Source organism: Pseudomonas sp. BN607, assembly GCF_029871175.1.
Taxonomy (GTDB): Bacteria; Pseudomonadota; Gammaproteobacteria; order Pseudomonadales; family Pseudomonadaceae; genus Aquipseudomonas.
The window spans coordinates 57,300-69,813 of record NZ_SSOE01000059.1 but is presented as its reverse complement, the minus strand read 5'-3'; the positions used below and the strand labels follow the sequence as shown (position 1 = coordinate 69,813).

Here is a 12,514-nt window from a genome sequence, read left to right as displayed (position 1 = left end):
TAACCAAAAAACGCTGCGCTCCCATCATCCGGCCCCTGCGCTGCGCTCCGGGGTTCCCTCACTCCGGCATTGCTCCCGGCAGGACCGCGCCGAAGGCCCCATCCTGGGGCCTCAGCGCTTGACGGGCATCCATGCCCGTCACCTGCCTCCGCAATGCCTGCGTTCGGCCTCCTGAAGTCGCGAAGATCAAGATCAAGATCAAGATCAAGATCAAGATCAAGATCAAGATCAAGAACATCTCGGGCTGATTGAATGCGTAGCGGTACAGTACAGTTATTGCTCTTTATTTTTATTGACTGTACTGGCTACTGACTCCGCATAATGCCGCTTCGAATTGACCCGGAGGTGGCATGCACAAGACAGTCCTGGTACTGGTGGAAACCGTCGATGATTACCTGCCAATGCTCGAGCAGGCCGGTTACCACCTGATCCGTGCCCCCTCACCGCAACAGCGGGCTGATGCCATCCTGCGTCACGCCAATGCAATCGATGCCGTGCTCACCCGTGGGCCACTGGGCCTGACCGCCGCCGAAATCGACGCCTTGCCCAAATTGCAGATCATCTGCGTCATCGGTGCTGGATACGAGCAAGTCGACCTGCACGCTGCCGCCGCCCGCGGCATCACCGTCACCAATGGCGCCGGGGCCAATGCCGACAGCGTCGCCGACCACACCCTGGCCTTGCTGCTGGCACTGCTGCGCGATGTGCCACGCGCCGACGCCAGCACCCGACGCGGCGAATGGAACCGAGTGATTAGCCCCTCGGTCAGCGGCAAGAAACTCGGCATTCTTGGCCTCGGCGCTGTCGGAATGGCCATCGCCAAACGCGCCCACCTCGGCTTCGACATGCCCATCAGCTACCACAGCCGCACACCACGCCAGGATGTGCCCTACACCTGGTATGACAGCCCAAAGCACCTGGCCGAAGCGGTCGACATCCTCGTGGTGGCCACCCCCGGCGGCGCCAACACCCAGCACCTGGTCAATGCCCAGGTACTGGAGGCCCTGGGCAGGGAGGGCTATCTGGTGAATATCGCCCGGGCCAGCGTGGTCGACACCCAGGCACTGGTTGCCGCACTCCAGCGTGGCCAATTGGCAGGCGCCGCACTGGACGTTTTTGACGACGAGCCAGCCGTGCCCGATGCCCTCAAAGCCCTGGCCAACACCGTGCTCACGCCCCACGTGGCCGGCCAGTCGCCAGCGGCAGCGCGCGACACGGTGGCCCTGGTGCTTCGCAACCTGCAGGCGTTCTTTGCCGGCGAGCCGGTACTGACCCCGGTCCGCCCCTAACCCATTCAGCCATCTGCCCGGCAGCGCCCGGGCAACAAGGAGTGTGTGCATGCAACTCGAAATCTTCCAGGTCGATGCCTTTTCCGCTGAACCGTTCGGTGGCAACCCGGCCGCAGTCATCCCGTTGCAAAGCTGGCTGCCGGATCATGTGCTGCAGCGCATCGCTGAAGAAAACAACCTGTCGGAAACCGCCTACTTCGTGCGCAATGGCGAAACCTTCGACCTGCGCTGGTTCACCCCGACCGTGGAAGTCGACTTGTGCGGCCACGCCACACTGGCCTCGGCCTATGTGCTGTTCGAACAACTGGGCGAGCAGGCCCAGGTGCTGCGCTTCAACACCCGCAGCGGCGAGCTGCGCGTCAGCCGCAATGCTGATGGGGCGCTGGCCATGGACTTCCCGGCCAAGCAGCCGGTTGCCGAGGATATCCCGCCCAGCCTGTTGCAGGCGCTGGGCCTGAGCCAGGCGCAGGCGCTGTACCGTAGCGACGACTATGTGGTGGTGATCGATGATGCATTGCTGCTCGATACGCTGAAGCCAGACTTCGTGGCGCTGTCGGCTTTCGATGTGCGCGGCATTGCCGTAACAGCGGCAGGGCGTGGCTTCGATTTCGTCACCCGCTGGTTCGGGCCGCGGGTTGGCGTGAATGAAGACCCGGTGACCGGTTCGGCGCACACCTCGCTGGCGCCGGTGTGGGCCGAACGGCTGGGCAAACAGGTGCTGGAGTGCGAGCAGGGCGGGGCGCGCAAAGGGCAGTTGCAGTGTGAAGTGCCAGGCAACGGCCGGGTGATCATCAGCGGGCGTGCGGCCTTGTACCTGCGCGGCACCGTCTACATCTGAAAGCGGCTCATATAGAAGAACCATGACGTATTGATTTGGCAGGGCCTTGTGGGAGCGGGCTTGCCCCGCGAACACCGGCCAAGCCGGTGCCATGCACCGCGCGGCCCCCTTCGCGGGCCACGCCCGCTCCCACAAAACAGCAGGCATCTATAATTGCTGGCCCAACCCCTGTTCAAGGAGCCAGCCATGGCCCTGGAAAAACACGGCACCTGCCTGTGCGGCGGCACCCGGCTCACCGTCATCGTCGACAACACCCACATCAGCGCCTGCCACTGCAGCATGTGCCGCAAGTGGGCCGGCGGACCGTTGCTGGTGGTCGATTGCAGCAAGCCCCCGCTGATCGAAGGGTTGGTGCCCAGCGTCTACGACTCATCCGACTGGGCTCAACGTGCATTCTGCGGCCAGTGCGGCACGCACTTGTACTACCGGCTCAAGGCCAACGATTTCCATGCCATCCCCGTCGGCCTGCTCGACGGGGATCAGGACTGGGACTTCAACATGCAGATTTTCGTGGAAGAGAAACCCGCCTGGTATTGCTTCGCCAACCAGACTCAGGAGCTGACCGGCCAAGAGGTGTTCGAGCAGGGTAACTGACCGGGTTCGCTGCCGCACCGGGGGCGATGCGCCAGCGAACTTGCCAAACAGGCGTATTCCTGAGAAAAGGCGGCATTGTTTTCTAGCGTTGGAGTATGCCCGTGAGCCAAGAACTGCAGATCATCGAACTGGTCGAGGGGGATGGCAAAGCCGCCGTCAAAGGCGCCCTGATCACCACCCAGTACACCGGTTGGCTGGCCGACGGCAGCGAGTTCGACTCGTCCTGGTCGCGCGGCAAGCCGTTCCAGTGCGTGATTGGCACCGGCCGGGTGATCAAGGGCTGGGACCAGGGCCTGATGGGCATGCGCGTGGGCGGCAAGCGCAAGCTGCTGGTACCGGCGCACCTGGGCTACGGCGAGCGCAGCGTAGGGGCTATTCCGCCAGGTTCGGACCTGACGTTCGAGATCGAGTTGCTTGAGGTGCTGACGCGGGATGACTGACTCGTGGACCTAACCTGGGCGTTGCCCAGGGAGCGGCATCCACCGCCAGGGAGGAACCAAACGGGTTCTGGGCACTCTGACCCTCACTCGTTGCCAAGGATGGCATTCACTAACAGGGCGCCCGGCAACAGCCGGGGAGATGTGGCGGGTGAACCCGATCTCTGCCACACGAGCCTGTCTTGATGAAGTTGCCAACATTCTTCCGCCGCCGCCGTCACTTGCTGCTGAGCCTGGTGCTGACAGCCGTCGCCGTCCCGCTGGCGCTGGACGCTGTCGAAGGTCGCGCGCAACCCGTCGATGGCACCCAGACGCTGGTGTTCCTGCGCCATGCCGAGAAGCCGGGCGAGGGCCTGGGCCAGTTGAACTGCCAGGGCCTCAACCGTGCGCTGGACCTGGCTACGCTGCTGCCCGAGCGCTTTGGCAAGGCCGACTTCGTGTTTGCCGCCAACCCCTCGCGAAACGTGGAGGAAGGCAGCAAGGACGAAAGCTACAGCTACATCCGCCCGCTGATGACCATTACCCCCAGTGCCATCCGCCTCGGCTTGCCGGTGAACATCGACTACGGTGCCAATGACACCGACGAATTGGCCGATGAGTTGCTGAGCGACAAATACCGCAATGCGACCGTGTATACCGCCTGGTCCCATGGCTATCTGCCAGAGTTGATCAACACCGTCGCGGGCAAGGCCCTGGGTGAAGACCGGGTGATCACCGAGGACTGGAGCGGTGACGACTTCGACACCCTGTATGTTCTGACCCTGACCTGGCATGACGGCAAGGCCAGCCTGCTCAGCCGCAATGTGCGCCAGGGGCTGAACGATGGTGCGCATAGCTGCCCGACCTGATCCTGCCGCGCAACGGCCGGATCAGGCCAACGGTGCCCTAGCGGCCGAAGCGCATTGGCCAACCGACCACTTTCTTCGCTCGCGGCGTAGCGTAAGTGCGCACTTTTGACGTGCTCAAGCGCATGCGCACCAGCGCTTCGGCGATCGTCACCGCCGCACTGACGCCATCCACCACCGGCACCCCGGTGCGCTGGCGAATCTGCTCGTCCAGCCCCGCCATGCCGCCGCAGCCGAGGCAAATCACCTCGGCCTTGTCGTCGCGCACGGCACGTTCGGCCTGCTCGACAATCGCTTCCACGGCCCGCTGCGGGTCGGCTTCCAGTTCCAGTACTGCCAGCCCGCTGGCCCGTACCGAAGCGCAGCGGTCATACAGGCCAGATAGCCTCAGGCGGTCTTCGATCAGCGGCACGGTGCGGTCCAGGGTGGTTACCACCGAGTAGGCGTGTCCCAGGTACATCGCCGTGCTGGCGGCGGCATCGGTAATGTCTACCACCGGCACGCTCAGCAACTCCTGCAGGCCTTCGCGGCCGTGTTCGCCATAACCGGCCTGGATCACGGCGTCGTAAGGCCCATCGTAGGCCAGCACCCGGTCCATCACTGCGATCGCGGCCAGGTAGCTTTCAAAGTTGCCTTCCACCGACTCGGCGCCGAACCATGGGGTGAGGCCGACGACCTCGGTCCCGGGCGCGGCCACCGCACGGGCCTGCTCGGCGATGGCTTCGGTGATGGCTTCAGTGGTGTTGACGTTGGCGATCAGAATACGCATGGGCAGTCCTCCCTGGTCAATGGCTGCTGTGGTCGACGGCGATGCACTCGCCGCTGACGTCGTGGTATTGGCGGTTGCGCGGCGCGATCAGCAGGTAGATGGCGGCGGCAATGCCGGCACCGATCAGCCACGAGAACGGCGCCACACTCTGGAAGTTGGGCACCAGGGCCAGGATGATGGCCAGCACTGCGGCGGGCACGAAGGCGGCCACGGCACGCAGGTTGATGCCCTTGCTGTAGTGGTAGGCGCCGGCCGGGTCTTCGCTGTACAGCTGTGGCACGTTGATGCAGCCTTTGCGCAGCAACCAGTAGTCGGACATGATCACCCCATACAACGGGCCGAGCAGGGCACCCAGGCCCGACAGGAAGTACACGATCACCAGCGGGCTGTTGTACAGGTTCCACGGCAGGATCAGCACTGCCAGGGTGGCGCTGATAAGCCCTGCGCGGCGGAAGTTGAGGTGGCGTGGTGCGAGGTTGCTGAGCACGAAGGCCGGGGCGACGAAGTTGGCCATGATGTTCACCGCCACAGTGACGATCAGGAAGGCCAGGCAACCCAGCACCAGGAACGCTGTGCTGGGGATGGCGGCGACGATCTGCGTCGGGCTGTCGATGATCTGGCCGTTGATCTGGAACTGCGCGCCGCACAGCACCACGGTGATCACCGCGAACACCAGGATGTTCACCGGCAGGCCCCAGAAGTTGCCGACGCGGATGGTCCTGCGGCACGGCGAGGAGCGGGCGAAGTCGCAGAAGTTGAGCACCAGGGTGCCGTAGATCGCCAGCCACAGGGCGCCGCCGGCAAAGATGTTGCGCCACATCTCGTAACCGGTCAGCGGCTCGGCCACCGACCAGGCGATGCGTGCATCAGCCTGGACGTACATGAAACCGGCCAGGGCGGCAACGGTCAGCAGGATGACCGGGCCGGCGAAGCCTTCGTAGCGACGCACCATCTCCATGCCATAGGCAAGGATCACCAACTGCACCAGCCAGATAGCCACGAAGCACGCCCAGCCCAGGCTCGAAAGCCCAAGAATGCTGTCGTGGTCGTAGGCGGCCAGCTGCGGCCACACGGCGGTGAGCAGCACACGCAGCACCACCGAGGCCAGGTAGGTCTGGATGCCGAACCAGGCAATGGCGATGACCGCGCGGATCAGCGCCGGGATCTGCGCACCATGGATACCGAAGGCGATGCGGCTGATGACCGGGAAGGGGACGCCGGTCTTCTGCCCCATGTAACCGGAGAGGTTCATGAAGAAGTACACCAGTGCCGCGCCAATGGCCAGCGACAACAGGATTTGCCAGCCACCCAGGCCGAGGGCGAACAAGCCCATGGCGAACGAATAGTTGGCGATATTGTGCACATCGTTTGTCCACAACGCGAAGATGCTATACCCACCCCAGCGCCGGCCTTCGATGCGCGTTGGTGCAAGGTCGCGGTTATGCAGGCGCGGGCTCAGGGCAAGTTCCGGCCGCTGGCCGGCAAGGATGGAATCGGGGTGGGTGCTGACGACGGATTGTTCAGGGGCAAGGTCGAGGCTGCTACTCATTCCGGCGGGCTCCTGATGCACTTGGACTGCGATGAGCGGGCATGCGCACGGGCTCGCCATCTCGTCAGTGCAGTGTTGGCATCACAGGATTATGGGCGCGACGGCCGAGATTGGACCGGCGTCGCGGGTTCTTGTGTATTTATGTTTTGTTTTAGTTGTATACAAAACACGAACACACAAAAGCCATTTTTGTGCCAGGCAAAAGTGAGACTTCAACGGATAATTTTTTCAAATGTATCTTGATTAGAGGTAAGTTTATGAAAGCAGGGGAATATAAGCTGACCAAATAAACAGGATTAATTTTTATCCCGATGTATTAGTTGATCGATTGGTCAAAATTAGTTGCGAGGGGTGTGTAACGTATTGGGGCGTTACCTTTAAAAGTGCACACAAAAATGGCACCTAAGGTGACATTCTTGTGTACAAAAAATAGTCAGCTTTTCCCGTGTGAGCCTTTCGCAGCACGGGGCGGGCATCATTCCATCGGCGGCAACCGCCGCTTCACCGGGCTTTTCTTGATGATTGCGGTATTGGTCTCGGCCAGCACATTGATGCGGTCCAGCAGGGTGTCCAGTTGCTCCATCGAACGTACATGCAGCCGGGCGATGAAGCAGTCCTCGCCGGTAACCTTGTCACACTCGGTGAACTCGGGAATGGCAATGATCTGCCGTTCAACCTCCTGCAATTGCCCCGGCAGCGGGCGAATGCGCACGATCGCCTGCAACTGGTAACCGAAGGCCCGCGGGTCGACATTCACGGTGTAACCGCGCAGCACACCCCGTTCTTCCAGTCGGCGCAGGCGTTCGCTGACGCTGGGCGCAGACAGCCCACTGACTTGCGCCAGGGCCTTGAGCGAGCGGCGCGAGTCTTCCATCAGCGCATTGATCAGCAGTTGGTCTATGGCGTCGGTCATGTTCACCTCAACAGGTAATTTGCGTTGTTTGCCTTGATAGTAAAGGCAAGATCTTCAGTTGGCCTTGGTTATCCGCTGGAAGGCTGGATTGCGACCTCTGCATACTGTTGCCATCGTCAACAGGAGGTGTGGGATGGAAAATTCATTGCGCCGTGGCTCGCTGGAAATGGTCGCCGCCATGCTGATTTCGGGGACCATTGGCTGGTTCGTGCTGGTCTCCGGCCAGCCGGTGCTGGAGGTGGTGTTCTGGCGCTGCGTGTTCGGGGCGGTGACCTTGCTGGTGATTTGCGCCGCTTTCGGTTTTCTGCGGCCGGGTGTGATCAGCCGCACGGCGTTCCTGTTGGCGATTGCCAGCGGCGTGGCCATCGTCGGCAATTGGTTGCTGTTGTTTGCTTCGTATTCGCGGGCGTCAATTGCCATCGGCACGGCGGTGTACAACGTGCAGCCGTTCATGCTGGTGGGGCTGGCGGCGCTGTTCCTGGGTGAGAAGATCACCCTGGCCAGGGTGACCTGGCTGAGCGTGGCGTTCCTCGGCATGCTGGCCATCGTCAGTGCTCATGGTACGGGGCAGGCGGGTGGTGAGGACTATTTGCTGGGCATCGCCCTGGCACTGGGGGCGGCGTTGCTGTATGCCGTCGCGGCGTTGATCATCAAGCGCCTGAATGGCACGCCGCCGCACCTCATTGCGTTGATCCAGGTAACCACCGGTGTGCTGTTGCTGGCACCGTGGGTCAAGCTCGGCGGATTGCCGGGTGAACTGCCGGCGCTGGCCAGCCTGGTGACCCTGGGCATGGTACATACCGGCTTGATGTATGTGTTGCTGTACAGCGCCATCCAGCGCTTGCCCACGGCGTTGACCGGGGCGCTGTCGTTCATCTACCCGATTGCGGCCATTCTGGTGGACTGGGTGGCGTTCGGGCACCGGCTGGCACCGCTGCAGTGGCTGGGGGTGGGGTTGATCCTGCTGGCGGCGGCGGGGATGCAGCAGGGGTGGTGGTTCCGGCCCAAGGCGTTAGTGGTCTAGCGCCCTCAGGGGGTAGAATGCCGCTTTTGCCAGTCTGCGACCCGCCATGACCTCGCCAATCGACACCCTTGAGCAACACCTGCTCGCCGCCCTTGACCCCGCCCCACAGGAAACCCGCCGCGTGTTCCACGGTCGCGGCCGCTGCTGGCCGGGCCTGGAGCAGGTCACCGTCGACTGGCTGCAAGGCGTTCTCTCGGTCGCCTTGTTCCGCGAGCCGCCCGAGGGCCAACTGGCGGAGCTCGAGGCCATGCTGCGCCGCCTGGCCGAGCGCCCGCAGTGGACGGGTCAGGCGGTCATCATCCAGCACCGCTACCTGCCCGACAGCCCAGGCCAGTGGCTGCTGGGCGAACCATGCCAGCAACGCGAGGTGGTCGAGGACGGCCTGACCTACCTGCTGGACCTTGGCGTGCGGCAGAACAATGGCCTGTTCCTCGACATGCGATACGGCCGGCGCTGGGTGCGCGAGCAGGCGGCCGGCAAGCGCGTACTGAACCTGTTCGCCTACACCTGTGGTTTCTCGGTCGCGGCCATCGCAGGCGGCGCCGAGCAGGTGGTTAACCTGGATATGGCCAAGTCGGCACTTTCGCGGGGCCGCGACAACCACCGCCTCAATGGCCATGATGCCTCGCGGGTGGCCTACCTTGGGCATGAGCTGTTCAAGTCATGGGGCAAGGTGCGCAAGTACGGGCCTTATGACCTGATCATCATCGACCCGCCGACCTTCCAGCGTGGCAGCTTTGTGCTGACCCAGGACTACGCGAAGATCCTGCGGCGCCTGCCGGAATTGCTGAGTGCGGAGGGGACAGTGCTGGCGTGTGTCAACGACCCGGGGATCGGACCCGAGTTTCTGATTGAAGGGATGGCAGAGCAGGCGCCTGCGCTGGCGTTTGTCGAGCGGCTGGAGAACCCGCCGGAGTTTCCGGATGTGGACCCGGCGGGGGGGCTGAAGGCCTTGGTATTCCGCCAGGGTTGAGGTTGCCTTCTCCGGCCCCTTCGCGGGTAAACCCGCTCCCACAGGATCCCCACAATCCAGAATGGCGCGGGCTCCCTTTGCGAGCGGGTTACCCGCGAACAGACCAGTACAGGTGACCTCAAGCCCCCAGGGCCTGCACGGGCAATGGATACACCTGGGCAAAGCTGACATTGTCAGTCTGGTCCACCCGCTTCTTCAGCCGTTCGTTGAATGCCCGGCTGACCGCATATTGCCCGCCAGAAATGGTGCGGAACTGTGCAGTCAGCACAAACCCGTTCAAGTCCATGCGGTCCACCCCGAACACCTGTAGCGGCCCCTGAAGGTTGATGCGCAGCAGCGGGTCGTCACTGATCGACTTGCCCACCTCATGAATCAGCGCCAGTGACGCATCCACATCACTGTCGTAGGTGAACTGCACCGAGAAGAACGCATAGGCAAATTGCCGCGACTGGTTGGTAACCGCCTTGATCTGGCCGAACGGCACCGAGTGCACGAAGCCTTTGCCATCGCGTAGGCGCAGGGTACGGATGGTCAGGCTTTCGACGGTGCCGGCGTGGCCGGAATCCAGCACCACCCAGTCGCCGATGGAAATGGTGTCCTCGATGAGGATGAACAGCCCGGTGATCACATCCTGCACCAGCTGTTGCGAGCCGAAGCCGATGGCCAGGCCGATCACCCCGGCACCGGCCAACAGCGGCGCAACGTTGATGCCCAGGTTGGCCATGGTGGTGATGGTGCAGATGACGATCAGGATCACCTTGATCGCGTTGCGCAGCATCGGCAGGATGGTCCGCACCCGGGTGCTTGGCTGGCGCGAGCTGCGTCGGCCAACGGCAGGCTTGAGCGCTTCCTGGATGGCGGTGTCGAGCACCACCCACAGCAGCCAGGTTACCAGCAGGATCAGGCCGATGCTCGACAGCGAGTTACTGATGGCCTGGCCCAGGCTGTTGCTGAGGGCGAAGTCGATCACCGAGAAGCCCCAGATGCGCCCCAGCAGCTCGATGAATGCCACGGCCATGGTAATGCGCAGCAGGGCGTGGGCGAGGCTGCGCAGCAATTCCTTGTAGGGCCGCACACGCTGCGTCGGGTCGCTTTCGCGGGGTGCCAGCAAGTGTTGCAGCAAGGTGCTGAGGAACACGGTCGAGACCAGCAGCACGGTGGTCAGCAAGGCTTTTTGCAAGGCCTTCTGGCTTTCTGCGCCGGCCCCCACCAGGTGAACCGCCGAGACCAGGATCATCAGCAGGATCGGCAGGTACCAAAGCGCCGAAAAGATCCGCAGGGTTTCCTGCACCGCCCGGTGCTGTACGCGGTCCTTGAATGCGCGGTTACGGATCAGGTGGGCCACCGGCCGGCGCAGGCGGATGACCAGGCTGGCGAAGATGAAGGTGGCGGTCAGGCCGGTGAGCACGGCAATGCTGGCCGTGATGTTGCCGCCCAGCTGGTGGGCGATCTGCGGGCTGGTCAGGGCGTCGCTCCAGGCGGCAAGAAAGCCGATCAGGAACAGCGGGTGCGGCGCCAGGCGCTTGATCACCCCAACCGCCGCGCGCTTGTGGCCGGCGTCGAACAGCGTGATCAGGCAGAGAATGATCGACGTGGAGAACAGGCCGCTGCTGGTGGCGTAGGCCAGGCTCAGCCCCAGTGCACGGGCCACCGACGGCTCAAGGAAGCGGCTGATGTACAGCGTCAGCGGGAGGCTGGCCAGGGCTGGCAAGGTGTAGGGCAGCAGGTACCCGAGCAGGCTGCTGGCGCGTTTGCGCTCGCGCAGCCAAGCGGTACCAGAGGAGCGCTTGGCGACCCAGCGGCCCAGGCACGTGAGCAGGCCGAAGCTGGCAGCCCAGGTAAAGCTGAGCATCAGGAAGTTGCCGGCCAGTTGCAGCGAGTCGCTGGCGGAGTGGCGATCGACCAGGCGTTCGACCTCCTTGGCGGCGCGGTCGGTGCGCAGGCGCCAGGCATCGACCAGGTGGGCGTCCAGGTCCAGTTCCTGCGCCGCGCTGTCCAAGCCATCGGCCAAGGCGCCAAGCAGGCCCCCTTGCAGTACCGGTTCGGGGTCGGCGGGTGGTTGTTCGGTGGGGGCGGGGTCGGCAGCCAACAGGTGGGTGCTCAGCAGGCAGCCGAGCAGCAGGGTCGAGAGAAAGCGCAGCACTGGAGTACTCCTTGGGCCGGGGTGAGCGGGGCAGGGTTACTCAAGGAACTGAGGGCGCAAGGGTGGGGAAAGTTCGATCGGGTGTTGCCAGGGGCCGGCTTTTTCGAGGGCAAGCCGGCCCTGGTCAGGTCAATTACTGATTGTTGGTATAGATCTGGTCAAACACGCCACCATCATTGAAGTGGGTCTTCTGCACAGTACGCCAGTCACCAAAGGTTTTCTCCACCGACAGGAAGTCCACTTTCGGGAAACGGTCCGTGTACTTGGCCAGCACCGTGGCGTCACGCGGGCGCAGGTAGTTGTTGGCGGCGATCTCCTGGGCCTCTGGCGACCACAGGTACTTCAGGTATTCCTCGGCCACGGCCTGGGTGCCTTTCTTGGCCACCACCTTGTCAACCACGCTTACCGGCGGCTCGGCTTCGGCCGACACGCTCGGGTAGACCACTTCGAACTGGTCGCGGCCGAATTCGCGGGCGATCATTTCGGCTTCGTTCTCGAAGGTGACCAGCACGTCGCCGATCTGGTTGGTCATGAAGGTGGTGGTGGCGGCACGGCCACCGGTGTCCAGTACGGGCGCCTGCTTGAACAGCTTGCCGACGAAGTCCTTGGCTTTGGTTTCGTCACCGCCTTGCTTGAGCACATAACCCCAGGCCGACAGGTAGGTGTAGCGGCCGTTGCCCGAGGTCTTCGGGTTGGGCACGATCACTTGTACGCCGTCCTTGAGCAGGTCGGGCCAGTCTTTCAGGGCTTTCGGGTTGCCCTTGCGCACGATGAACACAGTGGCCGAGGTGAACGGCGCGCTGTTGTTCGGCAGGCGGGTCACCCAGTTGTCCGGCACCAGCTTGCCATTGTCGGCCAGGGCGTTGATGTCGGTGGCCATGTTCATGGTGATGACATCGGCCGGCAGGCCATCGATCACCGCACGCGCCTGCTTGCTCGAGCCGCCGAAGGACATCTGCACGTTGACTTTCTCTTTGTGCTCGGCTTCCCAGTGCTTCTGGAAGGCCGGGTTGTAGTCCTTGTAGAAGTCGCGCATCACATCGTAGGAAACGTTGAGCAGGGTCGGGGCGGCCTGGGCGAGGTTGCCCAAGGCCAGGCCTGCGGCGAGCAGCGAGGCGGTGAAGAGTTTTTTCACGTTGC

12 protein-coding genes are annotated in these 12,514 nt (G+C 63.2%); 7 read left to right on the top strand and 5 right to left on the bottom strand.

What is annotated here, in order from left to right:
* Nucleotides 1-350: 350 nt before the first annotated feature.
* The 5 genes from E8E68_RS16825 to E8E68_RS16805 all read left to right on the top strand — a co-directional run bounded on the left by E8E68_RS16825 (nucleotide 351) and on the right by E8E68_RS16805 (nucleotide 4,006).
* A complete protein-coding gene (locus E8E68_RS16825; protein WP_266032459.1) occupies nucleotides 351-1,289 on the top strand; it encodes a 2-hydroxyacid dehydrogenase in 939 nt (312 codons plus the stop codon).
* A 49-nt stretch (nucleotides 1,290-1,338) separates the two neighbouring features.
* The gene (locus tag E8E68_RS16820; RefSeq protein WP_280342995.1) at nucleotides 1,339-2,127 is read left to right on the top strand and encodes a PhzF family phenazine biosynthesis protein; all 789 of its coding nucleotides are present in this window, start codon (nucleotides 1,339-1,341) and stop codon (nucleotides 2,125-2,127) included.
* A gap of 186 nt (nucleotides 2,128-2,313) precedes the next feature.
* The gene (locus E8E68_RS16815; protein ID WP_280342993.1) at nucleotides 2,314-2,721 is read left to right on the top strand and encodes a GFA family protein; all 408 of its coding nucleotides are present in this window, start codon (nucleotides 2,314-2,316) and stop codon (nucleotides 2,719-2,721) included.
* A 101-nt stretch (nucleotides 2,722-2,822) separates the two neighbouring features.
* Complete coding sequence (locus tag E8E68_RS16810) at nucleotides 2,823-3,161, top strand: FKBP-type peptidyl-prolyl cis-trans isomerase (protein WP_266032465.1); 339 nt, start codon at nucleotides 2,823-2,825, stop codon at nucleotides 3,159-3,161.
* Nucleotides 3,162-3,343: 182 nt separating this feature from the next.
* Nucleotides 3,344-4,006 (top strand): histidine phosphatase family protein, encoded by a 663-nt coding sequence (locus E8E68_RS16805; RefSeq protein ID WP_110748531.1) that lies wholly within the window; start codon nucleotides 3,344-3,346, stop codon nucleotides 4,004-4,006.
* 37 nt (nucleotides 4,007-4,043) lie between these two features.
* On the opposite strand, the gene E8E68_RS16800 is transcribed toward E8E68_RS16805, so the two are convergent.
* The 3 genes from E8E68_RS16800 to E8E68_RS16790 all read right to left on the bottom strand — a co-directional run bounded on the left by E8E68_RS16800 (nucleotide 4,044) and on the right by E8E68_RS16790 (nucleotide 7,234).
* A complete protein-coding gene (locus E8E68_RS16800; protein ID WP_266032468.1) occupies nucleotides 4,044-4,772 on the bottom strand; it encodes an aspartate/glutamate racemase family protein in 729 nt (242 codons plus the stop codon).
* 16 nt (nucleotides 4,773-4,788) lie between these two features.
* Nucleotides 4,789-6,321, bottom strand: a complete 1,533-nt coding sequence (locus tag E8E68_RS16795; protein ID WP_280342990.1) for an NCS1 family nucleobase:cation symporter-1 — start codon at nucleotides 6,319-6,321, stop codon at nucleotides 4,789-4,791.
* Between the two features lie 475 nt (nucleotides 6,322-6,796).
* Complete coding sequence (locus tag E8E68_RS16790; RefSeq protein ID WP_110748522.1) at nucleotides 6,797-7,234, bottom strand: Lrp/AsnC family transcriptional regulator; 438 nt, start codon at nucleotides 7,232-7,234, stop codon at nucleotides 6,797-6,799.
* 133 nt (nucleotides 7,235-7,367) lie between these two features.
* Between E8E68_RS16790 and E8E68_RS16785 the strand changes: the two genes are divergently transcribed.
* Nucleotides 7,368-8,258, top strand: a complete 891-nt coding sequence (locus tag E8E68_RS16785) for a DMT family transporter (protein WP_280342987.1) — start codon at nucleotides 7,368-7,370, stop codon at nucleotides 8,256-8,258.
* Nucleotides 8,259-8,304: 46 nt separating this feature from the next.
* Complete coding sequence (locus E8E68_RS16780; RefSeq protein WP_280342985.1) at nucleotides 8,305-9,231, top strand: class I SAM-dependent methyltransferase; 927 nt, start codon at nucleotides 8,305-8,307, stop codon at nucleotides 9,229-9,231.
* Nucleotides 9,232-9,349: 118 nt separating this feature from the next.
* Here E8E68_RS16780 and E8E68_RS16775 read toward each other — a convergent pair whose 3' ends face one another.
* Both E8E68_RS16775 and E8E68_RS16770 read right to left on the bottom strand, forming a co-directional pair.
* On the bottom strand, nucleotides 9,350-11,374 hold the full coding sequence (locus E8E68_RS16775) for a mechanosensitive ion channel domain-containing protein (RefSeq protein WP_280342983.1): 2,025 nt from the start codon (nucleotides 11,372-11,374) through the stop codon (nucleotides 9,350-9,352).
* Nucleotides 11,375-11,507: 133 nt separating this feature from the next.
* Nucleotides 11,508-12,509, bottom strand: a complete 1,002-nt coding sequence (locus tag E8E68_RS16770) for a sulfate ABC transporter substrate-binding protein (protein ID WP_266032481.1) — start codon at nucleotides 12,507-12,509, stop codon at nucleotides 11,508-11,510.
* Nucleotides 12,510-12,514: the final 5 nt, after the last annotated feature.